At 53.5% G+C, this 25,831-nt stretch carries 25 protein-coding genes and 5 tRNA genes; 27 read left to right on the top strand and 3 right to left on the bottom strand.

Annotated features, from left to right (window positions below; translation table 11 throughout):
* Nucleotides 1–101 precede the first annotated feature (101 nt).
* Complete coding sequence (locus tag Y71_RS31130) at nt 102–260, bottom strand: hypothetical protein (RefSeq protein WP_418268662.1); 159 nt, start codon at nt 258–260, stop codon at nt 102–104.
* Nucleotides 261–534: 274 nt separating this feature from the next.
* On the opposite strand from Y71_RS31130, the gene sdhC reads away from it, so the two are divergent.
* From sdhC to sucD, 8 genes are all read left to right on the top strand, one after another.
* Nucleotides 535–939 carry a succinate dehydrogenase cytochrome b556 subunit gene (sdhC, locus tag Y71_RS19105; protein WP_035885974.1) on the top strand — a complete coding sequence of 135 codons (405 nt, stop codon included), beginning with the start codon at nt 535–537 and terminating at the stop codon, nt 937–939.
* Nucleotides 933–1,280 (top strand): succinate dehydrogenase membrane anchor subunit, encoded by a 348-nt coding sequence (gene sdhD, locus Y71_RS19100; RefSeq protein ID WP_007373902.1) that lies wholly within the window; start codon nt 933–935, stop codon nt 1,278–1,280. Before sdhC ends, sdhD begins: the two co-directional genes overlap by 7 nt.
* Nucleotides 1,280–3,046 carry a succinate dehydrogenase flavoprotein subunit gene (sdhA, locus tag Y71_RS19095; protein WP_007373903.1) on the top strand — a complete coding sequence of 589 codons (1,767 nt, stop codon included), beginning with the start codon at nt 1,280–1,282 and terminating at the stop codon, nt 3,044–3,046. Before sdhD ends, sdhA begins: the two co-directional genes overlap by 1 nt.
* Nucleotides 3,047–3,061: 15 nt before the next feature.
* On the top strand, nt 3,062–3,778 hold the full coding sequence (gene sdhB / locus Y71_RS19090; protein ID WP_007373904.1) for a succinate dehydrogenase iron-sulfur subunit SdhB: 717 nt from the start codon (nt 3,062–3,064) through the stop codon (nt 3,776–3,778).
* Nucleotides 3,779–4,167: 389 nt separating this feature from the next.
* Nucleotides 4,168–6,990, top strand: a complete 2,823-nt coding sequence (gene sucA, locus Y71_RS19085; protein WP_007373906.1) for a 2-oxoglutarate dehydrogenase E1 component — start codon at nt 4,168–4,170, stop codon at nt 6,988–6,990.
* On the top strand, nt 6,990–8,213 hold the full coding sequence (odhB, locus tag Y71_RS19080) for a 2-oxoglutarate dehydrogenase complex dihydrolipoyllysine-residue succinyltransferase (protein ID WP_007373907.1): 1,224 nt from the start codon (nt 6,990–6,992) through the stop codon (nt 8,211–8,213). The genes sucA and odhB overlap by 1 nt, the downstream gene beginning before the upstream one ends.
* Nucleotides 8,214–8,326: 113 nt before the next feature.
* Nucleotides 8,327–9,493, top strand: coding sequence for an ADP-forming succinate--CoA ligase subunit beta (gene sucC, locus Y71_RS19075; RefSeq protein WP_007373908.1), 1,167 nt, complete (start codon nt 8,327–8,329; stop codon nt 9,491–9,493).
* The gene (sucD, locus tag Y71_RS19070; protein WP_007373909.1) at nt 9,493–10,362 is read left to right on the top strand and encodes a succinate--CoA ligase subunit alpha; all 870 of its coding nucleotides are present in this window, start codon (nt 9,493–9,495) and stop codon (nt 10,360–10,362) included. Before sucC ends, sucD begins: the two co-directional genes overlap by 1 nt.
* A gap of 71 nt (nt 10,363–10,433) precedes the next feature.
* Here sucD and Y71_RS19065 read toward each other — a convergent pair whose 3' ends face one another.
* The gene (locus tag Y71_RS19065; protein WP_007373910.1) at nt 10,434–10,871 is read right to left on the bottom strand and encodes a winged helix-turn-helix transcriptional regulator; all 438 of its coding nucleotides are present in this window, start codon (nt 10,869–10,871) and stop codon (nt 10,434–10,436) included.
* Nucleotides 10,872–10,960: 89 nt separating this feature from the next.
* On the opposite strand from Y71_RS19065, the gene Y71_RS19060 reads away from it, so the two are divergent.
* From Y71_RS19060 to pnuC, 19 genes are all read left to right on the top strand, one after another.
* Nucleotides 10,961–12,157: an MFS transporter gene (locus Y71_RS19060; protein WP_007373911.1), complete on the top strand. Its 1,197-nt coding sequence runs from the start codon at nt 10,961–10,963 to the stop codon at nt 12,155–12,157.
* 652 nt (nt 12,158–12,809) lie between these two features.
* Nucleotides 12,810–14,378, top strand: a complete 1,569-nt coding sequence (cydA, locus tag Y71_RS19055; protein WP_007373913.1) for a cytochrome ubiquinol oxidase subunit I — start codon at nt 12,810–12,812, stop codon at nt 14,376–14,378.
* 15 nt (nt 14,379–14,393) lie between these two features.
* Nucleotides 14,394–15,533, top strand: coding sequence for a cytochrome d ubiquinol oxidase subunit II (cydB, locus tag Y71_RS19050; RefSeq protein WP_007373914.1), 1,140 nt, complete (start codon nt 14,394–14,396; stop codon nt 15,531–15,533).
* Between the two features lie 14 nt (nt 15,534–15,547).
* A complete protein-coding gene (gene cydX / locus Y71_RS19045) occupies nt 15,548–15,661 on the top strand; it encodes a cytochrome bd-I oxidase subunit CydX (RefSeq protein ID WP_007373915.1) in 114 nt (37 codons plus the stop codon).
* Nucleotides 15,661–15,954, top strand: coding sequence for a cyd operon protein YbgE (gene ybgE, locus Y71_RS19040; RefSeq protein WP_035885968.1), 294 nt, complete (start codon nt 15,661–15,663; stop codon nt 15,952–15,954). Before cydX ends, ybgE begins: the two co-directional genes overlap by 1 nt.
* A 148-nt stretch (nt 15,955–16,102) precedes the next feature.
* Nucleotides 16,103–16,507 (top strand): tol-pal system-associated acyl-CoA thioesterase, encoded by a 405-nt coding sequence (gene ybgC / locus Y71_RS19035; protein ID WP_007373917.1) that lies wholly within the window; start codon nt 16,103–16,105, stop codon nt 16,505–16,507.
* A complete protein-coding gene (tolQ, locus tag Y71_RS19030; RefSeq protein WP_090474323.1) occupies nt 16,504–17,196 on the top strand; it encodes a Tol-Pal system protein TolQ in 693 nt (230 codons plus the stop codon). The genes ybgC and tolQ overlap by 4 nt, the downstream gene beginning before the upstream one ends.
* Before the next feature lie 3 nt (nt 17,197–17,199).
* Nucleotides 17,200–17,628, top strand: coding sequence for a colicin uptake protein TolR (tolR, locus tag Y71_RS19025; RefSeq protein WP_007373919.1), 429 nt, complete (start codon nt 17,200–17,202; stop codon nt 17,626–17,628).
* Nucleotides 17,629–17,667: 39 nt separating this feature from the next.
* Nucleotides 17,668–18,954 carry a cell envelope integrity protein TolA gene (gene tolA, locus Y71_RS19020; protein ID WP_035943220.1) on the top strand — a complete coding sequence of 429 codons (1,287 nt, stop codon included), beginning with the start codon at nt 17,668–17,670 and terminating at the stop codon, nt 18,952–18,954.
* 138 nt (nt 18,955–19,092) lie between these two features.
* A complete protein-coding gene (gene tolB / locus Y71_RS19015; RefSeq protein WP_007373921.1) occupies nt 19,093–20,385 on the top strand; it encodes a Tol-Pal system beta propeller repeat protein TolB in 1,293 nt (430 codons plus the stop codon).
* Nucleotides 20,386–20,414: 29 nt separating this feature from the next.
* On the top strand, nt 20,415–20,930 hold the full coding sequence (gene pal / locus Y71_RS19010) for a peptidoglycan-associated lipoprotein Pal (protein WP_007373922.1): 516 nt from the start codon (nt 20,415–20,417) through the stop codon (nt 20,928–20,930).
* 9 nt (nt 20,931–20,939) lie between these two features.
* On the top strand, nt 20,940–21,743 hold the full coding sequence (cpoB, locus tag Y71_RS19005; protein ID WP_035943222.1) for a cell division protein CpoB: 804 nt from the start codon (nt 20,940–20,942) through the stop codon (nt 21,741–21,743).
* 164 nt (nt 21,744–21,907) lie between these two features.
* Nucleotides 21,908–21,983: transfer RNA gene (locus Y71_RS19000), tRNA-Lys, on the top strand.
* Between the two features lie 127 nt (nt 21,984–22,110).
* Nucleotides 22,111–22,186: transfer RNA gene (locus Y71_RS18995), tRNA-Val, on the top strand.
* A 3-nt stretch (nt 22,187–22,189) separates the two neighbouring features.
* Nucleotides 22,190–22,265, top strand: a tRNA-Lys gene (locus Y71_RS18990).
* Between the two features lie 149 nt (nt 22,266–22,414).
* Nucleotides 22,415–22,490 (top strand) — tRNA-Lys (locus tag Y71_RS18985).
* Nucleotides 22,491–22,531: 41 nt separating this feature from the next.
* Nucleotides 22,532–22,607: transfer RNA gene (locus tag Y71_RS18980), tRNA-Lys, on the top strand.
* Nucleotides 22,608–22,997: 390 nt separating this feature from the next.
* Nucleotides 22,998–24,041, top strand: coding sequence for a quinolinate synthase NadA (gene nadA, locus Y71_RS18975; RefSeq protein ID WP_035886080.1), 1,044 nt, complete (start codon nt 22,998–23,000; stop codon nt 24,039–24,041).
* 37 nt (nt 24,042–24,078) lie between these two features.
* Nucleotides 24,079–24,798, top strand: a complete 720-nt coding sequence (gene pnuC / locus Y71_RS18970) for a nicotinamide riboside transporter PnuC (RefSeq protein ID WP_007373926.1) — start codon at nt 24,079–24,081, stop codon at nt 24,796–24,798.
* Here the strand turns inward: pnuC and zitB are convergent.
* Nucleotides 24,795–25,727, bottom strand: coding sequence for a CDF family zinc transporter ZitB (gene zitB / locus Y71_RS18965; RefSeq protein ID WP_007373927.1), 933 nt, complete (start codon nt 25,725–25,727; stop codon nt 24,795–24,797). The two genes, pnuC and zitB, sit on opposite strands and share 4 nt — an antisense overlap.
* Between the last annotated feature and the right edge of the window lie 104 nt (nt 25,728–25,831).

Genomic DNA, 25,831 nt, shown 5'->3' with positions numbered 1-25,831 from the left:
GTGGAGAGGGAGAACCAGGGTACAGAGCAATGGCGCGTGCCAGTACACATTGAAAATACAGTGAAAAAACAGCAAATCAGCGTCTCAGCAGTCCGAATTTGTCAAACCTGTATATCACTAATAACTGTCCTGATTACATCGGTCAATACCATCACACTGTTACATAACTTATTCTCAGGTGAAAGCAAGACCCCATAACTTTTGCGAATTATAAGCCTTATTCGGCGTAGTTTGTAACAATAATGTTTAACTTTTGTCAAATCAGATGATTAAATTTTAAAAGAATGTTGTTATCGTGATGAGTGTCACTGTTCTGCATAAAACCCGACAAACTATATGTAGGTTAATTGTAATGATTTTGTGAACGACCTATACTGCCGCCAGGTCTCCGGAATACCCTGCCATCCCGAGCCACCCAGCGTTGTAACCTGTCGTTTAGCATCTGGAAGCTAATTTTTTGCATGACGAGCAGTTATAGAAAAGGACGCTGTCTGACCCGCACGCAGACCGGAGGAAGGAAACTATAAGAATAGCATGTGGGCGTTATTCATGATAAAAAATGTGAAAAAACAAAGACCTGTCAATCTGGATCTGACAACAATTCGGTTTCCTGTTACGGCTATAGCTTCCATTCTTCACCGCGTCTCCGGCGTTATTACGTTTGTAGCCGTCGGTATTCTGCTGTGGTTACTGGGCCTGTCGCTGTCATCTGAAGACGGCTTCCTGACTGCCTCTGCCATCGTGAACAGCTTCTTCGTTAAATTCATTCTGTGGGGCATCCTCACCGCGCTGGCGTATCACGCTGTCGGCGGGATTCGTCACATGCTGATGGATTTTGGCTGGCTGGAAGAAACCTTCGAAGCAGGAAAACGTTCCGCAAACCTTTCTTTTGTGATCACTGTCGTGCTTTCAATTCTCGCAGGAGTTCTCGTATGGTAAGCAACGCCTCCGCATTAGGACGCAACGGCGTACATGATTTTATTCTTGTCCGTGCTACCGCCATCGTCCTGACGTTATACATCATCTATATGGTGGGTTTTTTCGCCCTGCATGGCGACCTGACCTGGGTGGTCTGGACCGGCTTCTTCTCCTCCGCCTTTACCAAAGTCTTCACTCTGCTGGCGCTGTTTTCCATTCTGATCCATGCCTGGATTGGCATGTGGCAAGTGTTGACCGACTACGTTAAACCGCTGGCTGTACGCCTGATTCTGCAACTGGTTATTGTTGTGGCGCTGGCGGCTTACGTGATTTATGGATTCGTTGTGGTGTGGGGTGTGTAATGAAATTGCCAGTCAGAGAATTTGATGCTGTTGTTATTGGCGCGGGCGGCGCAGGTATGCGCGCGGCGCTGCAAATTTCCCAGAGCGGGCAAACCTGTGCGCTGCTCTCCAAAGTTTTCCCAACCCGTTCCCACACTGTGTCTGCGCAGGGCGGTATCACCGTAGCCCTGGGCAATACCCATGAAGATAACTGGGAATGGCACATGTATGACACGGTAAAAGGTTCCGACTACATCGGTGACCAGGACGCGATTGAATATATGTGCAAAACCGGCCCGGAAGCGATTCTTGAGCTGGAGCATATGGGCCTGCCGTTCTCCCGTCTTGATGATGGCCGTATCTATCAGCGTCCGTTTGGCGGCCAGTCGAAGAACTTCGGCGGCGAGCAGGCGGCGCGTACCGCAGCGGCAGCGGACCGTACCGGCCATGCGCTGCTGCATACCCTTTATCAGCAGAACCTGAAAAATCACACCACCATCTTTTCCGAGTGGTACGCGCTGGATCTGGTGAAAAACCAGGATGGCGCTGTCGTGGGCTGTACCGCACTGTGCATCGAAACCGGTGAAGTCGTCTACTTCAAAGCCCGCGCAACCGTGCTGGCAACTGGCGGCGCAGGCCGTATTTACCAGTCCACCACCAATGCGCACATTAATACCGGCGACGGCGTGGGTATGGCACTACGCGCGGGTGTACCGGTGCAGGATATGGAGATGTGGCAGTTCCACCCGACCGGTATCGCCGGGGCAGGGGTGCTGGTAACGGAAGGCTGCCGTGGTGAAGGCGGCTATCTGCTTAACAAACACGGCGAGCGCTTTATGGAGCGTTATGCGCCGAACGCCAAAGACCTGGCGGGCCGTGATGTGGTGGCGCGTTCCATCATGATCGAAATCCGTGAAGGTCGCGGTTGCGACGGTCCATGGGGACCGCACGCCAAACTGAAACTCGATCATCTGGGTAAAGAAGTACTCGAATCGCGTCTGCCGGGGATCCTGGAACTGTCGCGCACCTTCGCACATGTGGATCCGGTGAAAGAGCCAATTCCGGTGATCCCGACCTGCCACTATATGATGGGCGGTATTCCGACCAAAGTGACCGGCCAGGCGCTGACGGTCAACGAGAAGGGCGAAGATGTCGTGATCCCGGGGCTGTTTGCGGTGGGCGAAATCGCCTGCGTATCGGTTCACGGCGCCAACCGCCTGGGCGGTAACTCGCTGCTCGACCTGGTGGTCTTTGGCCGTGCAGCAGGTCTGCATTTACAAGAATCTATCGCTGAACAGGGCGCGCTGCGCGATGCCAGCGAATCGGATATCGAAGGGGCGCTCACCCGCCTCAACCGCTGGAATAACAATCGTAGCGGCGAAGATCCGGTCACCATCCGCAAAGCGCTGCAAGAGTGTATGCAGCATAACTTCTCGGTGTTCCGCGAAGGTGATGCGATGGCGAAAGGTCTTGAACAACTGAAAGTGATCCGCGAGCGCCTGAAAGAGGCTCGTCTGGATGATACGTCGAGCGAGTTCAATACCCAGCGCGTTGAGTGCCTGGAGCTGGATAACCTGATGGAAACCGCTTACGCAACGGCTGTTTCCGCAAACTTCCGTACCGAAAGCCGTGGCGCGCACAGCCGCTTCGACTATCCGGATCGTGACGATGAGAACTGGTTGTGCCACAGCCTGTATCTGCCAGAAACGGAATCCATGACGCGCCGTAGCGTGAATATGGAACCGAAACTGCGTCCGGCGTTCCCGCCGAAGATTCGTACTTATTAATGCGGAGACAGGATGATGAAACTCGAATTCTCGATTTATCGCTATAACCCGGATGTGGATGACGCGCCGCGTATGCAGGATTACACGCTGGAAGCGGAAGAAGGGCGTGACATGATGTTGCTGGATGCATTAATCCAGCTGAAAGAAAAGGATTCTACACTGTCGTTCCGCCGCTCCTGCCGTGAAGGTGTATGTGGTTCCGATGGTCTGAACATGAACGGTAAGAATGGTCTTGCCTGTATCACCCCGATTTCCGCGCTTGGCAACGGCAAACAGAAGATCGTTATCCGCCCGCTGCCAGGGTTGCCGGTTATCCGCGATTTGGTGGTGGACATGGGACAATTCTATGCCCAATATGAGAAGATTAAACCTTACTTATTGAATAATGGGCAAAATCCACCGGCCAGAGAACATTTACAGGCACCAGAGCAGCGTGAAAAGCTTGACGGTCTGTACGAATGTATTCTTTGCGCCTGCTGTTCTACGTCCTGCCCGTCATTCTGGTGGAACCCGGATAAGTTTATCGGCCCGGCTGGCTTGCTGGCGGCGTATCGCTTCCTGATCGACAGCCGCGATACCGAAACCGACAGCCGTCTGGAAGGGTTGAGCGATGCTTTCAGCGTATTCCGCTGCCACAGCATCATGAACTGCGTCAGTGTATGTCCGAAAGGGCTGAACCCGACGCGCGCCATCGGCCATATTAAGTCGATGTTGTTGCAAAGAAGTGCGTAATTAGTCCGTGCCGGATAGCGCTGCGCGGTCGAAGTGCCGGATGGCGCTTGCGCTTATCCGGCCTACAGTATTAATGATGTTTGTCGGCCCGGTAAGGGCGATACAAAAGCAGGAAATCTTTAAAAACCGCCACAAAGACATAATCGAGATGTCTGGAGCGAGACAAGGCGGCAACTGAGCGCATCCCTGGGAGCATAGTGAACTATGTGACCAGGGTAAGTGAAGGCAGCCAACACAGTCGCAGCCCGGACAGCGAAGATTAGGGCAGTTTTTAAAGGTTCCTTCGCGGGCCGCCAAGAGCCCGCAAGTGAACCCTGGGACGTGCGCTACTCGGTGTACGTCGTAGTTATCCACGGCGAAGTAAGCATAACAATGCTTAAGGGATCACGATGCAGAACGGCGCAATGAAAGCCTGGCTGGACTCTTCTTACCTCTCTGGGTCGAACCAGAGCTGGATAGAACAGCTCTATGAAGACTTCTTAACCGATCCTGACTCGGTAGATGCTAACTGGCGATCTATGTTCCAGCAGTTACCGGGCACCGGAGTCAAACCGGATCAGTTCCACTCCAAAACACGTGATTATTTCCGTCAACTGGCGAAAGATGCCTCACGTTACTCTTCCTCTATTTCCGACCCCGACACCAACGTTAAGCAGGTCAAAGTCCTGCAGTTGATCAACGCCTACCGCTTCCGTGGTCACCAGCATGCGAATCTCGATCCGTTGGGGCTGTGGCAGCAAGAGCGCGTTGCCGATCTGGATCCGGCATTCCACGATCTGAGCGAAGCGGATTACCAGAACAGCTATAACGTAGGTTCCTTTGCGATTGGGAAAGATACCCTGCCGCTGGGCGAATTGATCAAAGCGCTGAAAGAGACCTATTGCGGTTCGATCGGCGCGGAATACATGCACATTACCAGCACTGAAGAGAAGCGCTGGATCCAGCAGCGGATTGAGTCAGCAGCCGGAAAATCGAGCTTCAGCAGCGAAGAGAAAAAACGCTTCTTAAGCGAACTGACGGCAGCTGAAGGTCTGGAGCGTTATCTCGGGGCGAAGTTCCCGGGCGCGAAACGCTTCTCGCTGGAAGGCGGTGATGCGCTGATACCGCTGCTGAAAGAGATGATTCGCCATGCAGGCAAAAGCGGCACCCGCGAAGTGGTGCTGGGCATGGCGCACCGCGGTCGTCTGAACGTGCTGGTCAACGTGCTGGGCAAACAGCCGCAGGATCTGTTCGACGAGTTTGCCGGTAAACATAAAGAACACCTCGGTACCGGCGACGTGAAATACCATATGGGCTTCTCGTCTGACGTTGAGACTGAAGGCGGTCTGGTGCATCTGGCGCTGGCGTTTAACCCGTCGCACCTGGAAATCGTTAGCCCGGTGGTGATTGGTTCCGTACGCGCGCGTCTTGATCGCCTCTCTGAGCCGAGCAGCAATAAAGTGCTGCCGATCACCATTCACGGTGACGCGGCGGTGGCGGGTCAGGGCGTGGTACAGGAAACCCTGAACATGTCCAAAGCGCGCGGTTATGAAGTGGGCGGTACGGTGCGCGTGGTGATCAACAACCAGGTTGGTTTCACCACCTCCAACCCGCTGGATGCCCGCTCTACGCCGTACTGTACCGATATCGGTAAGATGGTGCAGGCGCCGATTTTCCACGTCAACGCGGACGATCCGGAAGCGGTTGCTTTCGTTACCCGTCTGGCGCTGGACTTCCGTAACACTTTCAAACGCGATGTGTTTATCGATCTGGTGTGCTACCGCCGTCACGGCCATAACGAAGCCGACGAGCCGAGCGCAACCCAGCCGTTGATGTACCAGAAAATCAAAAAACACCCGACGCCGCGTAAAATCTACGCCGATCGTCTGGAGCAGGACAAAACCATCACGCTGGAAGATGCCACTGAGATGGTTAACCTGTACCGCGACGCGCTGGATGCGGGCGAGTGTGTGGTCGCTGAATGGCGTCCAATGAATATGCACTCCTTTACCTGGTCGCCGTACCTCAATCACGAGTGGGATGAGAGTTACCCGAACAAAGTAGAGATGAAACGCCTGCAAGAACTGGCGAGGCGCATCAGCACGGTGCCGGAAGCCATTGAGATGCAGTCCCGTGTGGCGAAAATCTACGCCGATCGCCAGTTAATGGCCAATGGCGAGAAACTGTTCGACTGGGGCGGTGCTGAAACGCTGGCTTACGCCACGCTGGTTGATGAAGGCATTCCGGTGCGCCTCTCCGGTGAGGACACCGGGCGCGGTACCTTCTTCCATCGCCACGCCGTGATCCATAACCAGGCCAACGGCTCAACCTATACGCCGCTAAGCCACGTGCATAATGGCCAGGGCCCGTTCCGCGTGTGGGACTCCGTGCTCTCTGAAGAAGCGGTGCTGGCTTTTGAATATGGCTACGCCACCGCTGAGCCGCGTACGCTGACCATCTGGGAAGCACAGTTCGGCGACTTCGCTAACGGCGCGCAGGTGGTGATTGACCAGTTCATCAGCTCCGGCGAACAGAAGTGGGGCCGTATGTGCGGGCTGGTAATGCTGTTGCCGCATGGCTATGAAGGGCAGGGCCCGGAGCACTCTTCCGCGCGTCTGGAGCGTTATCTGCAACTGTGCGCTGAGCAAAACATGCAGGTTTGCGTCCCGTCCACCCCGGCGCAGGTTTACCATATGCTGCGTCGTCAGGCGTTGCGCGGTATGCGTCGCCCGCTGGTGGTGATGTCACCGAAGTCGCTGCTGCGTCATCCGCAGGCGGTCTCCACGCTGGATGAACTGGCGAATGGCACCTTTATGCCGGCGATTGGCGAAGTGGATGATTTGGATCCGCAAGCCGTGAAGCGCGTTATCCTTTGTTCTGGTAAGGTTTATTACGACCTGCTTGAACAGCGTCGTAAAAATGACCAGAAGGATGTTGCCATTGTCCGTATTGAGCAGTTGTACCCGTTCCCGCATCAGTCGGTGCAGGACGCGTTGAAACCTTATGCGCACGTACATGATTTTGTCTGGTGCCAGGAAGAGCCGCTTAACCAGGGCGCATGGTACTGCAGCCAGCATCATTTCCGTGATGTGATACCTTTTGGGGCCGCTCTGCGCTATGCAGGACGCCCGGCCTCCGCCTCCCCGGCGGTGGGATATCTGTCCGTTCACCAGAAGCAACAGCAAGAGCTGGTGAATGACGCGCTGAACGTCGATTCAATAAAGGATAAATAATGAGTAGCGTAGATATTCTTGTTCCCGATCTGCCTGAGTCCGTTGCTGATGCGACTGTCGCGACCTGGCACAAAAAACCAGGCGATAGCGTCCGACGCGATGAAGTATTGGTAGAAATCGAAACGGACAAAGTGGTACTGGAAGTACCGGCTTCAGCGGACGGTGTTCTGGACGCGGTGCTGGAAGACGAAGGTACGACGGTCACTTCCCGTCAGATCCTTGGCCGCCTGAAAGAAGGCAACAGCTCGGGTAAAGAGAGCAGCGCCAAATCTGAAGCGAAAGAATCCACGCCAGCTCAGCGCCAGCAGGCGTCGCTGGAAGAGCAAAATAACGACGCGCTCAGCCCGGCGATCCGTCGCCTGCTGGCTGAACACAGCCTTGACGCCAGTGCGATTAAAGGTACCGGCGTTGGCGGCCGCATCACCCGTGAAGATGTGGATAAGTTCCTGGCGAAAGCCCCGGCTAAAGAAGAGAGCAAACCGGCCGCTCAGCCGGCAAGCAGCCCGGCGCCGCAGCTGGCTGGCCGTTCTGAAAAACGCGTGCCGATGACCCGTCTGCGCAAACGCGTAGCTGAGCGTCTGCTGGAAGCGAAAAATTCAACTGCCATGCTGACGACTTTTAACGAAGTCAACATGAAGCCAATCATGGATCTGCGCAAGCAGTACGGTGATGCGTTTGAAAAACGTCACGGCATCCGTCTGGGCTTTATGTCGTTCTACGTGAAAGCGGTCGTTGAAGCGCTGAAACGCTATCCGGAAGTGAACGCCTCTATTGATGGCGACGACGTGGTTTACCACAACTATTTCGATGTCAGCATGGCGGTTTCCACACCGCGTGGTCTGGTTACGCCGGTACTGCGTGATGTGGATACGCTGGGCATGGCCGACATCGAGAAGAAAATTAAAGAACTGGCGGTAAAAGGCCGTGACGGCAAGCTGACCGTTGAGGATCTGACCGGTGGTAACTTTACCATCACTAATGGCGGTGTATTCGGTTCGCTGATGTCCACGCCGATCATCAACCCGCCGCAGAGTGCGATCCTTGGCATGCACGCCATCAAAGATCGCCCAATGGCGGTAGATGGCAAAGTTGAAATTCTGCCGATGATGTACCTGGCGCTCTCTTATGACCACCGCCTGATCGACGGACGTGAGTCTGTGGGCTTCCTGGTCGCAATCAAAGAAATGCTGGAAGATCCGACGCGTCTGCTGCTGGATGTGTAGTGTCCTTTGCCCGGCGGCGCAGGCTGCCGGGTCTATAACGAACACCTGCTTTGCAGGCCGGAAAGCTCTGGCGCTTCCGGCATGACAAATTAAATGAAGGATGGATAGAACACATGAACTTACACGAGTATCAGGCGAAACAGCTTTTTGCCCGGTCAGGACTGCCGACTCCGGTTGGTTACGCCTGTGCTACCCCACGTGAAGCAGAAGAAGCCGCATCGAAAATCGGCACCGGCCCGTGGGTGGTGAAATGCCAGGTCCACGCGGGCGGCCGTGGTAAAGCGGGCGGCGTAAAAGTCGTTAGCAGCAAAGAAGATATTCGCGCTTTCGCGGAACACTGGCTGGGTAAACGCCTGGTAACCTACCAAACAGATGCCAACGGTCAGCCGGTTAACCAGATTCTGGTCGAAGCGGCAACGGATATTGACAAAGAGCTGTATCTGGGTGCGGTTGTTGACCGCAGCTCACGACGTGTGGTGTTCATGGCGTCGACGGAAGGCGGCGTGGAAATCGAAAAAGTGGCAGAAGAGACGCCGCACTTGATCCACAAAACCACCATTGATCCGCTGACTGGCCCGATGCCGTACCAGGGACGCGAACTGGCGTTCAAACTCGGTCTGGAAGGCAAACAGGTTCAGCAGTTCACTAAAATTTTCATGGGGCTGGCGACTATTTTCCTTGAGCGCGATCTGGCGCTGATTGAAATCAACCCGCTGGTCATCACCAAACAAGGTGACCTTATCTGCCTCGACGGCAAACTGGGCGCTGATGGCAACGCACTGTTCCGCCAGCCGGAACTGCGCGAAATGCGCGACCAGTCGCAGGAAGACCCGCGTGAAGCGCAAGCTGCGCAGTGGGAACTGAACTATGTTGCGCTGGATGGCAACATCGGCTGCATGGTTAACGGTGCGGGTCTGGCGATGGGCACCATGGACATCGTTAAGCTGCACGGCGGCGAACCGGCGAACTTCCTCGACGTCGGCGGCGGTGCGACCAAAGAACGTGTTACTGAAGCGTTTAAAATTATCCTCTCCGATGAGAACGTGAAAGCGGTGCTGGTGAACATTTTCGGCGGTATCGTGCGTTGCGACCTGATTGCCGACGGCATCATCGGTGCGGTAGAAGAGGTGGGTGTTAACGTCCCGGTGGTTGTCCGTCTGGAAGGTAACAACGCCGAGCTGGGTGCCAAACGTCTGGCGGACAGTGGTCTGAACATTATCGCAGCGAAAAGTCTGACGGATGCAGCACAGCAGGTTGTTGCCGCAGTGGAGGGGAAATAATGTCTGTTTTGATTGATAAGAACACCAAAGTTATCTGCCAGGGTTTTACCGGTAGCCAGGGTACTTTCCACTCCGAGCAGGCGATTGCCTACGGTACGCAGATGGTTGGTGGTGTAACGCCAGGTAAAGGCGGCACCACGCATCTGGGTCTGCCTGTATTTAATACCGTACGTGAAGCGGTGGAAGCCACTGGCGCGACAGCCAGCGTGATTTACGTTCCGGCGCCGTTCTGCAAAGACTCGATTCTGGAAGCCGTCGACGCGGGCATCAAACTGATTATCACCATTACTGAAGGTATCCCGACGCTGGATATGCTGACGGTAAAAGTGAAGCTGGACGAAGCTGGCGTGCGCATGATCGGCCCGAACTGCCCTGGTGTAATCACCCCGGGCGAGTGCAAAATCGGCATCATGCCGGGCCATATTCACAAACCGGGTAAAATCGGTATTGTGTCACGTTCCGGTACGCTGACTTATGAAGCGGTTAAACAGACCACCGATTACGGCTTTGGTCAGTCTACCTGTGTTGGTATCGGTGGCGACCCGATCCCGGGCTCTAACTTTATCGATATCCTGAAACTGTTCGAGGAAGATCCGCAGACCGAAGCGATCGTTATGATCGGCGAGATTGGCGGTAGCGCAGAAGAAGACGCGGCTGCTTACATCAAAGAACATGTGACCAAACCGGTTGTCGGCTACATCGCGGGTGTCACTGCGCCGAAAGGCAAACGTATGGGCCACGCGGGCGCCATCATCGCGGGTGGTAAAGGTACAGCGGACGAGAAATTCGCTGCGCTGGAAGCGGCCGGGGTGAAAACTGTGCGTAGCCTCGCTGATATCGGCGAAGCACTGAAATCTATCATTAAATAAAACTATTGCTCCTCCCTGAGGGGAGCATAAACTTGTCTCGACATGGTTGGCCGCTCCCGTAGCGGCCTTTTTTATTGCCGTAATTTACGTACTTCAGTATTTGCCGCGGTAAGCCGGTGCCCGTCAGCCGCTTGCGGCAGCATCGGGGGGATGGCTTCGCCGCTCTGGCTATCGATCAATACGGAATGGGGTTCACCAGGAGCAAAAAGATGTTGTTCGCCCCACTGGCGCAGCGCCACCACTACCGGAAATAACGATTCGCCTCTCTCTGTCAGCACATATTCCTGATATGCCGTGCCATCTGATGCGGGTTGAGTGGTAAAAATGCCCGCTTCCACTAGCTTGCGTAGCCTGTCGGTAAGAATGTTACGCGCCACGCCAAGACCACGCTGAAAATCACCAAAACGCCGCGCGCCGTCGAAGGCATCACGGATGATAAGCAATGCCCAGCGATCGCCAATCAAATCGACAGAACGGGCAACGGGGCAGGGTTGAGTCTTCAGTGGCACGGCGTATCTCCGGTTTGGAATTCTGGTTGCATTTTAAAACTAGCCTGGCTACGCTTCAACCAGTTTTATTTTGCAACCAGGTTAGTGGAATGAATAAAAACAAGCAGACAACAGAACGGGGTTTGATTGCCCTGTTTGCCGTGGCCAGCGGCTTATGTGTGGCGAATGTTTATTACGCTCAGCCGCTACTTGATGCGCTGGCGCAGAGTTTCGCCATTAGCCAGGCGGCTGTCGGCGGCGTGGTGACTGCAACTCAGGTGGGATCAGCGTTGGCTTTACTGCTGCTGGTACCACTGGGCGATATTGTTGAACGACGTCGGTTATTGTTGGTGCAGTTACTGGCGCTGATGGTGGCGTTGAGCACCGTGGCGCTGGCGCAATCGGCTGTAGTGTTGCTCACTGGCATGCTGGCAACCGGTTTGCTGGGTACGGCCATGACACAGGGATTGATCGCCAGTGCGGCCAGTATTGCCAGTGAACGGGAACGGGGCAGGGTAGTGGGCGCCGCGCAAGGCGGCGTTTTTATCGGCCTGCTGCTGGCGCGTATCTTTGCCGGGGTTATTAGTGACCTGGCGGGATGGCGGGCGGTGTATGGCGCTTCTGCATTGCTAATGATGATGCTGTTGCTGCTCCTCAGGCAACGGTTGCCGGTCATGCGCGCCTCTGCGGTTTCTGAAAGCTGGTTTCGTTTGATGTCTTCAATGCTGGTGCTGTTATGCACCGATAGGGTATTGCAAATCCGTGGTGTGCTGGCGCTGTTGATGTTTGCGGCTTTTAATATTTTCTGGAGTGCTATGGTGCTGCCGTTGAGGGCCGCACCATTTGGTTTTTCACATACGGCGATTGGTTTGTTGGCGTTGGCGGGTGTTGCGGGAGCACTGGCTGCGGCGAAAGCCGGAAAGGAAGCGGATCGCGGTAATGCACAGCGCACAAGTTTGCTGTCTCTTCTGCTATTGCTGCTTGCCTGGTGGCCGCTGTCAAGGCTGGAACACTCTCTGGTTCTGCTGATCCTGGGGATTGTACTGCTTGATTTCGGCGGACAGGCGCTGCATGTCACGAACCAGAGTCTGCTTTTGCGCACCAACGTTGCTCAACACGGCAGACTGGTGGCGTTATATATGCTGTTTTACGCGACAGGCAGTGGGTTGGGCGCCATGGCGACAACTGTTATCTATGCTGGATTCGGCTGGCAGGGCGTTTGTTTGCTCGGTGCTACCGTAAGTCTGCTGGCGCTTATCTTCTGGGCTACAACACGGCGCTGGATGCGGCTGAACAATGCCCCATAAAATAAAAGGGTTTTAGCGCGAGCGAGAATAAAAAGAATAATCACGGAGCGGTGTTAAGTATGATAATCGTAATGGTGAAATATTTGTAAAATAAAAAAGATGTGCAATAAGTCTAATTTCTCAGGTTCCTTATCTGTCATGGACGACCCATTTTTTTACGCAAATGATAAACGTTAAATATACTCGCCATTATTTACCTTTACCTGCCGATTGATAACCATTGATTACGTTAAAATGAACATGCTGTTAACAAGGTTTTTACCACAGCTATACACCAGCTACAAAATTAACAGTAAAGAATAAAAATGATTTAAATCAATATCTAAAAGCTTGGAAAAGATTGTGAAAATCGTTAAATTGTCGCAGATCAAATTGGCTAAAAAGCGGTATGGTTGGCATAAATTGATCGGTGTCGAAAAACGTAAAATTAACTCAATAAAAACCTATTTATCGTAAGGGTTTTCCGAGTTAATATGTTCGCGAGATCAATTCGAAATTTTTATTAACCTGGTTGTAACTTTTTTCATTCATTACCATAATTTATGTGGCAGTGAATAAAAGCAGTGCAACAAATTTGTATTGGGGCATGCGTGTGAACCCGCGCTAACGGGGTTTACTCTCGGAGTCTTCATGCGATGAGCAAGGAGTCAGAATGTTAGATATAGTCGAACTGTCGCGCTTACAGTTTGCCTTGACTGCGATGTACCACTTTCTGTTTGTGCCACTGACGCTCGGTATGGCGTTCCTGCTGGCAATTATGGAAACGGTCTATGTCCTCTCCGGCAAACAGATTTATAAAGATATGACCAAGTTCTGGGGCAAGTTGTTTGGTATCAACTTTGCTCTGGGCGTGGCAACAGGCCTGACGATGGAGTTTCAGTTCGGGACTAACTGGTCATACTATTCCCACTACGTTGGGGATATCTTCGGTGCGCCACTGGCAATCGAAGGGTTGATGGCCTTCTTCCTCGAATCCACATTTGTCGGTTTGTTCTTCTTCGGTTGGGATCGTCTCGGTAAAGTGCAGCACATGGCAGTTACCTGGTTAGTCGCGCTGGGTTCTAACTTGTCGGCATTGTGGATCCTTGTTGCTAACGGCTGGATGCAGAACCCCGTCGCCTCTGATTTCAACTTCGAAACCATGCGCATGGAGATGGTGAGCTTTGCCGAACTGGTGCTGAACCCGGTTGCTCAGGTGAAATTCGTTCACACCGTAGCTTCCGGTTATACCTGCGGCGCCATCTTTATCCTCGGTATTAGCTCCTACTACCTGCTGCGTGGGCGCGACATCGCTTTTGCTAAACGCTCCTTCGCTATCGCTGCCAGCTTCGGCATGGCCGCTGTGCTGTCTGTTATTGTGCTGGGTGATGAATCCGGTTACGAAATGGGCGACGTGCAGAAAACCAAACTGGCTGCCATTGAGGCCGAATGGGAAACGCAACCGGCTCCGGCGGCATTTACTCTGTTTGGTGTGCCGGACCAGGATAAGCAAGAGAACAAATTTGCTATCCAGATCCCTTACGCGCTGGGCATTATCGCGACCCGTTCGGTGGATACCCCGGTTATCGGCCTGAAAGAGCTGATGGTGCAGCATGAAGAGCGTATCCGTAACGGTATGAAAGCGTACCAGTTGCTGGAGCAGCTCCGCTCAGGTTCTGCCGATCAGTCCGTTCGCGATCAGTTCAACAGCGTCAAGAAAGACCTTGGTTATGGCCTGTTGCTTAAACGCTACACGCCGAATGTGACCGATGCGACTGACGCGCAAATTCAGCAGGCGACGAAAGACTCTATCCCTCGTGTTGCGCCGCTGTACTTCGCGTTCCGTATCATGGTGGCGTGCGGTGTTCTGATGCTGTTGATTATCGCGGCGTCCTTCTGGACGGTGATTCGTAACCGTATTGGCGAGAAGAAATGGCTGTTGCGTGCGGCGCTGTATGGTATTCCGCTGCCGTGGATCGCCATTGAATCCGGCTGGTTTGTTGCCGAGTACGGACGTCAGCCGTGGGCGATTGGTGAGGTGTTGCCGACCGCGGTGGCTAACTCGTCGTTAACCGTTGGCGATCTGCTGTTCTCCATGATTCTGATTTGCGGCCTTTATACGCTGTTTATGGTGGCGGAAGTGTTCCTGATGTTCAAATTTGCTCGCCTTGGGCCGAGCAGCCTGAAAACAGGTCGCTATCACTATGAGCAGTCCACTGTGGCTTCTCAGCCGGCACGCTAAGACAGGAGTCGTCAAATGATCGATTATGAAGTATTACGTTTTATCTGGTGGCTGCTGGTCGGTATTTTGCTGATTGGTTTCGCTGTCACAGATGGCTTCGACATGGGTGTGGGCATGCTGACCCGCGTGCTGGGTCGTAGCGACACTGAGCGCCGCGTGATGATTAACGCCATTGCGCCGCACTGGGACGGCAACCAGGTTTGGCTGATCACCGCTGGTGGCGCGCTGTTCGCTGCCTGGCCGATGGTTTACGCTGCTGCGTTCTCCGGCTTCTATGTTGCGATGATCCTCGTGTTGGCTTCTCTCTTCTTCCGTCCGGTGGGTTTCGATTACCGCTCGAAGATTGAAGACAATCGCTGGCGCGGGATGTGGGACTGGGGCATTTTCATCGGTAGCTTCGTACCGCCGCTGGTGATTGGCGTGGCGTTTGGCAACCTGCTGCAGGGTGTGCCATTCCACCTCGACAACGATATGCGTCTGTTCTACACCGGCAATTTCTTCCAGTTGCTGAATCCGTTTGGTCTGCTGGCGGGTGTGGTTAGTGTGGCGATGATCCTGACGCAAGGCGCAACATATCTGCAAATGCGTACCGTGGGTGAACTGCATCTGCGTGCTCGCGCTACTGTGCAGATCGCCGCACTGGTGACGCTGATCTGCTTCGCACTGGCCGGTGTGTGGGTGGTTTACGGCATTGATGGCTATGTAGTGACCTCTGTGATGGATCATCACGCCCCGTCTAATCCGTTGCTTAAAGACGTTGCGCTACAGGCTGGTGCCTGGCTGACTAACTTTAACAACACGCCTGTGTTGTGGGTGATCCCGGCGCTGGGCGTAGTCCTGCCGCTGTTGACCGTACTGACCGCGCGTCTGGATAAAGCGGCCTGGGCATTTGTGTTCTCTTCGCTGACCCTGGCCTGCATCATTCTGACCGCCGGTATCGCGATGTTCCCGTTCATCATGCCGTCAAGCACCATGCTGAAAGCTAGCCTGACCATGTGGGATGCAACATCGACCCAACTGACGCTGAATCTGATGACCTATGTTGCTCTGGTATTTGTGCCAATCGTTCTGCTCTACACCATCTGGTGTTACTGGAAAATGTTCGGCCGTATCACCAAAGAACATATTGAAAGCAATACCCACTCTATGTACTAAGTAAGGAGCTGAATATGTGGTATTTCGCATGGATTTTAGGAACGCTTCTTGCCTGTGCTTTTGGAGTGATTACCGCCCTGGCGCTGGAACACGTTGAAGCGTCGAAAGCCGGACAAGAAGAACAGTAATGGAAAAAGTTATCGCAAAATTGTATGCGGTAATGGATAAGGGCCCGTTAAGGGCCCTTTCCTTAATAATGGCGCTCCTGCTGGCTGGCTGCATTTTCTGGGATCCGTCCCGTTTTGCTGCGAAAACCAGCGAGCTGGAGATCTGGCACGGATTGCTGCTGATGTGGGCGGTGTGTGCCGGGGTTATCCATGGCGTCGGTTTTCGTCCGCGCGCCATTCACTGGCAGGGTTTTTTCTGCCCGCTTATTGCTGATGCCGTTCTGCTGGCGGGGCTTATTTTTTTCTTCTTTTGAATAAGAAATATCCGCTATCCTCATGGGCTTGCAAAAGCCCATAAATTTTTACTATCCGTTTACCTGAACCCATTCCAAAGCACCTTTCCCGCGCGTATAGTAGCGAAGTTTAAAAGCTCTAACTTTTTTTGCATTACCGGGATGTAAAGTGAATACAACGCTGTTTCGATGGCCGGTTCGTGTCTATTACGAAGATACAGACGCCGGTGGTGTGGTTTACCACGCCAGCTACGTAGCTTTTTATGAAAGAGCCCGTACAGAGATGCTGCGCCATCATCACTTTAGCCAACAAGTTCTGCTGGCTGAGCGCGTCGCGTTCGTGGTACGCAAAATGATGCTGGAGTATTTTGCGCCCGCCAGACTCGACGACATGCTCGAAGTCCAAACGGAAATTACATCAATGCGTGGTACCTCCATGGTGTTCACGCAGCGGATTGTCAACGCAGAGAACAAAGTGCTGAATGAAGCTGAGGTGCTGATTGTCTGTGTTGATCCACTCTTAATGAAGCCTCGTGCGCTTCCCAAGTCTATTGTCGCGGAGTTTAAGCAGTGACTGACATGAACATCCTTGATTTGTTCCTGAAGGCTAGCCTTCTGGTCAAACTTATCATGTTGATTTTGATTGGTTTTTCAATCGCATCCTGGGCAATCATCATCCAGAGAACGCGCATCCTCAACGCAGCAGGGCGCGAAGCAGAAGCATTCGAAGACAAGTTCTGGTCCGGCATTGAACTGTCACGTTTGTATCAGGAAAGCCAGGCTCGCCGCGATAATCTGAGCGGTTCGGAACAAATCTTCTACAGCGGGTTCAAAGAGTTTGCCCGTCTGCATCGCGCAAACAGTCACGCGCCAGAAGCGATTGTCGAAGGGGCATCAAGGGCGATGCGCATTTCGATGAGCCGCGAGCTGGAAAATCTGGAAAACCACATTCCTTTCCTTGGTACCGTGGGTTCTATCAGCCCGTATATCGGTCTGTTCGGTACGGTATGGGGGATCATGCACGCCTTTATCGCGCTGGGCGCGGTGAAGCAGGCCACATTGCAAATGGTTGCGCCGGGGATCGCGGAAGCGTTGATCGCTACCGCAATCGGTCTGTTTGCCGCAATCCCGGCGGTGATGGCATATAACCGCCTGAACCAGCGCGTGAACAAACTGGAACTGAATTACGACAACTTTATGGAAGAGTTCACGGCTATTCTGCATCGCCAGGCATTCGCCAGCAGCGACAGCAATAAGGAGTAATCCATGGCCAGAACGCGTGGGCGGGGCAGTCGTGGCCTCAAGTCTGAAATCAACATTGTACCGTTGCTGGACGTGTTGCTGGTGCTGCTGCTGATCTTTATGGCAACAGCGCCGATCATCACGCAGAGCGTAGAGGTCGATCTGCCGGATGCGACGGAATCGCAGACCGTCAGTACCAATGACGATCCTCCGGTCATTATTGAGGTTTCCGGTGTCGGACAGTACAGCGTGGTGGTGGAAAAAGATCGCATGGATCAGCTACCGCCAGAGCAGGTGATTGCCGAGGCGCAGCGTCGCCTGCAATCCAATCCGAAAACCGTGTTCTTAATCGGCGGAGCGAAAGATGTGCCGTACGATGAAATCATTAAAGCGCTGAACCTGTTACATAGCGCGGGTGTGAAATCGGTTGGCTTGATGACGCAGCCTATCTGATCACTCGCCTGACAGGCGGACAGTTTTTGGGAACCGAGAGTGTCAAAGGCAACCGTACAAAACGACAAGCTTAAGCGAGCGATAATCATCTCAGCCGTGCTGCACGTAATTCTGGTGGCGCTGCTGATTTGGAGTTCGTTCGACGAGCATATTGATGCGTCTGCGGGCGGCGGCGGTGGCTCGGCGATCGATGCGGTGATGGTCGATCCCGGTGCTGTGGTGGACAATTACAATCGCCAACAGCAGCAGCAAGCCAGCGCGCAACGAGCCAAAGAGCAGCGCGAAAAACAGGCGCAACAGCAGGCGGAAGAGCTGCGTGAAAAGCAGGCTGCCGAGCAGGAGCGTTTGAAACAGCTGGAGCAGGAGCGTTTGCAGGCGCAGGAAGCCGCGCGCGAACAGGCCGAGCAGCAGAAACAAGCGGAAGAGGCGGCGAAAAAAGCGCAGCAGCAACAGAAGCAAGCTGAAGAAGCCGCAGCGAAAGCAGCCGCTGATGCAAAAGCTAAAGCAGACGCTCAGGCAAAAGAAGCAGCAGAAGCAGCGAAGAAAGCCGCTGCCGATGCACAGAAAAAAGCGGAAGCTGAAGCCGCAAAAGCCGCTGCCGACGCACAGAAAAAAGCAGAAGCTGAAGCCGCAAAAGCCGCCGCAGATGCGAAGAAAAAAGCGGAAGCTGAAGCAGCGAAGAAAGCTCAGGCAGACGCTGAGAAGAAAGCACAGGCCGAAGCGGCTAAACAAGCTGCCGCGGAGAAAGCTGCAGCAGAGAAAGCTGCTGCGGCTGAGAAGGCTGCTGCTGCGAAAGCTGCTGCCGCTGAAAAAGCTGCAGAAGAGAAGAAAGCTGCAGCCGCTGAGAAGGCCGCCGCCGATAAGAAAGCGGCAGCTGAAAAAGCGGCTGCTGCCAAGAAAGCCGCCGCTGAAAAAGCCGCTGCTGCCGCTGGCGTTGACGATCTGTTTGGCGATTTAAGTTCCGGTAAGAATGCGCCGAAAACAGGTGGCGGGGCGAAAGGGAATAATGCAGCTGCAGCCGGTTCTGGTAACACTAAGAACAACGGCGCATCAGGTGCTGACATCAGTAACTATGCAGGGCAGATAAAATCGGCGATTGAAAGCCGCTTTTATGATTCCTCCTCCTATGCGGGGAAAACCTGTACGTTGCGTGTCAAACTGGCGCCGGATGGCATGCTGTTAGATATTCAGTCCGAAGGTGGCGACCCGGCGCTTTGTCAGGCGGCTCTTGCAGCTGCAAGACAGGCAAAAATACCGAAGCCGCCAAGTCAGGCTGTGTATGAAGTGTTCAAAAATGCGCCGCTGGACTTTAAACCAGGACCTTAAACCATAAGGTAGACTTTCCTTCGCACCGCGCGGGGGGAAATCGTACCGGTTGTTCCGACGCGGGTAGTTTTGTCTTATTGAGTTTGTTAAAATTCTGCTAAATTATCGCGGGTTTTCCACCCGGATAAGGGAGATATGATGAAGCAGGCATTACGTGTTGCATTTGGTTTTCTGATGCTGTGGGCAGCGGTGCTGCACGCAGAAGTACGTATCGAGATCACCCAGGGGGTGGACTCGGCACGCCCGATTGGCGTTGTGCCTTTCCAGTGGGCAGGCCCTGGTGCCGCGCCTGAAGATGCCGGCGGTATCGTTGCTGCGGATCTGCGCAACAGCGGCAAATTCAATCCCCTCGATCGTTCCCGCCTGCCGCAGCAGCCTGGCAGCGCACAGGAAGTTCAGCCAGCCGCATGGTCTGCGTTAGGCATCGATGCGGTGGTTGTTGGTCAGGTAACCCCGAATCCTGACGGCAGCTACAACGTCGCTTACCAACTGGTGGACACCGGTGGTGCGCCGGGTACCGTGCTGGCGCAGAACTCCTTTAAAGTGAACAAACAGTGGCTGCGTTATGCCGCTCACGCCGCCAGTGATGAAGTATTCGAAAAACTGACCGGCATTAAAGGTGCATTCCGTACCCGTATTGCTTACGTAGTGCAGACTGCGAACAGTCAGTTCCCGTACGAGCTGCGCGTTTCTGACTATGACGGTTACAACCAGTTCCTGGTGCACAAATCGCCGCAGCCGCTGATGTCTCCGGCATGGTCTCCGGACGGGTCCAGACTGGCTTACGTGACGTTTGAAAGCGGTCGTTCTGCTCTGGTTATCCAGACGCTGGCGAATGCAAGCATCCGCCAGGTTGCTTCCTTCCCGCGCCACAACGGTGCGCCGGCCTTCTCGCCGGACGGTTCTAAACTGGCGTTTGCGCTGTCTAAAACCGGTAGCCTGAACATTTATGTCATGGATATTGGTTCCGGCCAGATTCGTCAGGTTACCGATGGCCGCAGCAACAACACCGAACCGACCTGGTTCCCGGATAGCCAGACGCTGGCCTTTACGTCTGACCAGGCGGGCCGTCCGCAGGTGTATAAAGTAGGTATCAATGGCGGCGCAGCGCAGCGTATCTCCTGGCAGGGTTCACAAAACCAGGATGCTGACGTGAGCAGCGACGGCAAATTTATGGTGATGGTAAGCTCTGACGGTGGTCAGCAGCACATCGCTAAACAAGATCTGGCAGCGGGTGGCGTACAGGTTCTGACGTCAACGTTCCTGGATGAAACGCCAAGTCTGGCACCTAACGGCACAATGGTAATCTACAGCTCTTCTCAGGGGATGGGATCCGTGCTGAATCTGGTTTCTACAGATGGGCGTTTCAAAGCGCGTCTTCCGGCGACTGATGGTCAGGTTAAATTCCCTGCCTGGTCTCCGTATCTGTAATAATAAATATTTATAAAGGAATCAAAGAAATGCAACTGAACAAAGTGCTGAAAGGCCTGATGCTGGCTCTGCCTGTTATGGCGATTGCTGCGTGTTCTTCTCACAAGAACAACACCAGCGACCAGAGCGGCGAAGGCATGATGGGTGCTGGCACTGGCATGAACGGTAGTGGCAATATGTCCTCCGAAGAACAAGCGCGTCTGCAAATGCAACAGCTGCAGCAGAACAACATTGTTTACTTCGATCTGGACAAATATGACATCCGTTCTGACTTCGCTGCGATGCTGGATGCTCACGCTAACTTCCTGCGTAGCAACCCGTCCTACAAAGTCACCGTAGAAGGTCACGCGGACGAACGTGGTACTCCGGAATACAACATCTCCCTGGGCGAACGTCGTGCTAACGCCGTTAAAATGTACCTGCAGGGTAAAGGCGTTTCCGCAGATCAGATCTCCATCGTTTCTTACGGTAAAGAAAAACCTGCAGTACTGGGTCATGACGAAGCGGCTTACGCTAAAAACCGTCGTGCCGTACTGGTTTACTAAGAGAATTGCATGAGCAGTAACTTCAGACATCATTTGTTGAGTCTGTCGTTACTGGTTGGCATAGCGGCCCCATGGGCCGCTAATGCTCAGGCGCCAATCAGTAGTGTCGGCTCAGGCTCGGTCGAAGACCGTGTCACTCAACTCGAGCGTATTTCTAATGCTCATAGCCAGCTTTTGACTCAACTCCAGCAACAACTCTCCGATAATCAGGCCGATATTGATACCCTTCGTGGACAAATCCAGGAAAATCAGTATCAGCTTAATCAGGTGGTTGAACGCCAACAGCAAATTTTGCAGCAGATAGGCAATTTGAGCAGTGGCACAGCGGGACAGACGCAGCAAGCTTCCGGCGATCAGAGCGGTGCGGCGGCGCAAGCGCCAGCAGCGGATACGGGCGCAAATAACGGTGCGGCAACGTCTGGTGCTCCCGTTCAAAGCGGCGATGCAAATACGGATTACAATGCGGCGATTGCGCTGGTACAGGATAAATCCCGTCAGGATGATGCGCTCGCTGCTTTCCAGAATTTTGTCAAAAAGTACCCAGATTCAACCTACATACCGAATGCCAACTACTGGCTTGGTCAGTTGAATTATAACAAGGGTAAAAAAGACGACGCTGCTTATTACTTTGCCTCTGTGGTGAAGAATTACCCGAAGTCGCCTAAAGCGCCTGACGCTATGTTCAAGGTCGGCGTGATTATGCAGGACAAAGGTGACAGCGCGAAGGCGAAAGCGGTTTACCAGCAGGTGGTCAGTAAATACCCTGGTACCGACGGCGCGAAACAAGCGCAAAAACGCCTTGGTTCTATGTAATGCATAGCGCATGACCAGAAATCGTGTTTTTTCTGGTCTTGTCGCATGAATCATAAGCAGTTAAGTCATTCTGGTTGAAATTGTTGTTGCGCTGAAATCTTAAATCAGTAATATATGCCGCCGTTGCCACGGGATATCTCTTAAACCAGAGGCAACATGAAAGTGGGTCGTTAGCTCAGTTGGTAGAGCAGTTGACTTTTAATCAATTGGTCGCAGGTTCGAATCCTGCACGACCCACCAATTTAACATCGGGGTGGAGATGTTAAGCGTGAAGGATAACGTTGCGTAGCAACGGCCCGACAGGGTAAGGCAAAGCCGAATTATCCTCACGACCCATCACTTAAAGTAGTATCCAGCACGTAGTATCGGGTGATTAGCTCAGCTGGGAGAGCACCTCCCTTACAAGGAGGGGGTCGGCGGTTCGATCCCGTCATCACCCACCACTCGGGTCGTTAGCTCAGTTGGTAGAGCAGTTGACTTTTAATCAATTGGTCGCAGGTTCGAATCCTGCACGACCCACCAATTTAACATCAATCTAATGGTGTTAAACGTGAAGGATAACGTTGCAGCAGCAGCGACGCCACAGGGCGAGGCAAAGGCCAAATCATCCTGCACGATCCACCACTTAATGTGGTTCCTGGTAAAATTATCTTCGAAGTCACTACCCCTATGGGTCGTTAGCTCAGTTGGTAGAGCAGTTGACTTTTAATCAATTGGTCGCAGGTTCGAATCCTGCACGACCCACCACTTTCAACGTGGGTGATTACTTCGAAGAGCAGTTCCGTAAGGGGTCGTTAGCTCAGTTGGTAGAGCAGTTGACTTTTAATCAATTGGTCGCAGGTTCGAATCCTGCACGACCCACCAATGTAAAAAAGCGCCCTAAAGGCGCTTTTTTGCTTTCTGCGAATAGAGAAGATTCGACAAAATTGTCGGGAACAATTTTGAACAACGCGCAGCGTTCGAAGGGCGAGCGAAGCGAGTCATCCTGCACGACCCACCCATGTAAAATGGCGCTGGCGGGTTTTTTGCTTTCTGACATCCGTCAATCCCGCGATATCCATCCATAGGCCTGCTAAGCACAGCGTCAGCAGTAGCTGCTGTTGGAGGGGGATCTGCCATTCCTTAAAAATTCATCACGACATTTTTTACGCAATCGGCTATCTTGTTTAGTATATAAAACATCTCTGCCGGATTACCCGCTTCCATGGTGACGAACCCGGTTGTTAAGTTCAGCAAGAAAAACGAGTAAGCATGATGAGCGTAATGTTTGACCCTGAAGCCGCAATCTATCCTTTTCCGCCAAAACCCCAGCCGCTGGATCAGCAAGACAAGCAATTTTACCGCGAGAAAATCAAACGCTTGCTGAAAGAACGGGATGCGGTGATGGTCGCGCACTATTATACCGACCCGGAGATCCAACAACTGGCGGAAGAGACTGGGGGTTGTATCGCCGATTCGCTGGAGATGGCGCGCTTTGGTGCCAGACATCCAGCCTCCACGCTGCTGGTCGCAGGCGTTCGTTTTATGGGCGAGACCGCTAAAATTCTCAGCCCGGAAAAAAACATCCTGATGCCAACACTGCACGCCGAATGTTCACTCGATCTGGGCTGCCCGATTGATGAGTTTACTGCTTTCTGCGACGCTCACCCGGATCGTACAGTGGTGGTCTATGCCAATACCTCGGCAGCAGTGAAAGCGCGTGCCGACTGGGTCGTAACGTCCAGTATTGCCGTCGAGTTGATTGAGCATCTCGATAGCCTCGGCGAGAAAATTATCTGGGCGCCGGACAAACATCTGGGAAGCTACGTGCAGAAACAGACCGGTGCTGATGTGCTGTGCTGGCAGGGCGCCTGTATTGTTCATGATGAATTTAAAACCCAGGCGCTGATGCGCATGAAGGCGCTCTACCCGCAAGCCGCTATCCTGGTGCATCCAGAATCGCCGCAATCGGTCGTGCAACTGGCGGATGCTGTAGGCTCCACCAGCCAATTGATTGCTGCGGCAAAAACACTGCCGCATAAACAGCTTATTGTCGCCACTGACCGGGGTATCTTTTATAAGATGCAGCAAGCCGTACCGGAAAAAGAGCTGTTTGAAGCGCCGACAGCAGGAGAAGGGGCGACTTGCCGCAGTTGTGCGCACTGTCCGTGGATGGCGATGAATGGCCTGAAAGCGATTGCTGAAGGGCTGGAACACGCCGGTGCTGAGCATGAGATCCATGTTGATGCGGCACTACGCGAAGGCGCGTTGGTATCGCTGAACCGCATGCTGGATTTTGCGGCTACACTACGACCTTAATACTTTTTAACGCGTAACAATACGCTCTGGGGAAAGAATGGATTTTTTTAGTACACAGAACATCCTGGTGCACATACCGCTGGGTGCTGGTGGGTACGATCTCTCATGGATTGAAGCTGCAGGCACGCTGGCGGGCTTACTGTGTATCTGGCTGGCGAGCCTGGAGAAAATCAGTAATTACGCGTTTGGTCTGATAAACGTCACGCTGTTCGCCATTATCTTTTTCCAGATCCAGCTCTACGCCAGCCTGTTGCTCCAGCTCTTTTTCTTTGCTGCCAATATTTACGGCTGGTACGCCTGGTCACGCCAGACATCGCAAAACGAGGCTGAGCTGCAAATTCGCTGGCTGCCGTTGCCGAAGGCGCTGGCGTGGCTGGCCGTGTGCGTGGTCGCGATTGGCCTGATGACCGCGTTTATTGATCCTGTCTTTGCGTTTCTGACGAAAATTGCTGTCTCAGTAATGCAAACGCTGGGGCTGAATGTGGCGATGCCGCAGCTGCAACCCGATGCTTTCCCGTTCTGGGATTCTTCCATGATGGTGTTGTCGATTGTGGCGATGATCCTGATGACCCGCAAATACGTTGAAAACTGGCTGCTCTGGGTGATCATCAACGTCATCAGCGTGGTGATTTTCGCATTGCAAGGCGTGTGGGCGATGTCGCTTGAGTATCTGATCCTGACATTCATTGCGCTTAATGGCAGCCGGATGTGGATGAACAGCGCGCGTGAGCGGGGTTCTCACGCGTTTTCACATTAATGGTGATGCTGATGGTGATGGTCAGGCTGTGATTCTCCCAGCGTACAGTCTGGCCCGTTACAGAGCTGATACTCCATCTGCACGGTGGAGTGCTCAATCTGGTAATGGTGGATGAGGAAATGCTGGATCTCACCGAGTAGCTTATCGTGATCCCGCGGTGGAATAACCTGCACATGCAACGTCATTAATGGTTTTTCACCGACCAGCCAGACATGAACATGGTGTACGTCGCGCACTTCCGGAATGGCGCGGCGCAAATGGCGTTTCAGCGCGCCAATGTCGAATGTCGACGGCGCACCTTCCAGCAATTCATTGACGCTTTCCTTCAATAAACGCCAGGCGCTGCGCAACACCAGCGCTGAAACCAGCACGGAAAGTATCGGATCGACCGGCGTCCATCCGGTCAGCATAATGACCAGCGCGGCGGCGATCGCCCCAACGGAACCGAGCAGATCACCCAGTACATGCAGCGCCGCAGCACGCACATTGAGATTCTTCTCTTCGCTACCGCGATGCAGCAACCAGAACGCCAGTATGTTTGCCAGCAGACCGGCAATAGCGATCACCATCATGGTTAACCCGGCGACCGGCTGCGGATGGTAGAAGCGCTGAAGTGCTTCCCAGACAATCCACACGGTAATCAGCACCAGCGCCAGCGCATTCACAAAGGCGGCCAGCGTCGTCAGCCGCAGCCAGCCAAACGTACGATGCGCGCTGGGCGGCTGGCGAGCAAACCAGACAGCTAATAGCGCGAAGAGCAGGGCGGCGGCATCGGTAAGCATGTGACCAGCATCAGCCAGTAGCGCCAGCGAGCCGGAAATAATCCCGCCAGCCACTTCCACCAACATAAAAACGGCGGTGACAATAAATGCCAGCAACAAACGCCGGGCGTTGGCATCGGCGGGAGCGTGTGAATGTGAATGCGCCATGAATGGCTCCTTCCTTTTAACCAGGCTTAACGCCTTACATCATTACAGATTTTTAACCGGTGAGAAGAAAAAAATAAGGAGAGCCGAAGCTCTCCTCATGTGTC

This window comes from Kosakonia radicincitans DSM 16656, from assembly GCF_000280495.2.
GTDB lineage: Bacteria > Pseudomonadota > Gammaproteobacteria > Enterobacterales > Enterobacteriaceae > Kosakonia > Kosakonia radicincitans.
Note: the sequence above shows the minus strand (reverse complement) of the source record. Positions and strands in the feature narration are given on the sequence as shown.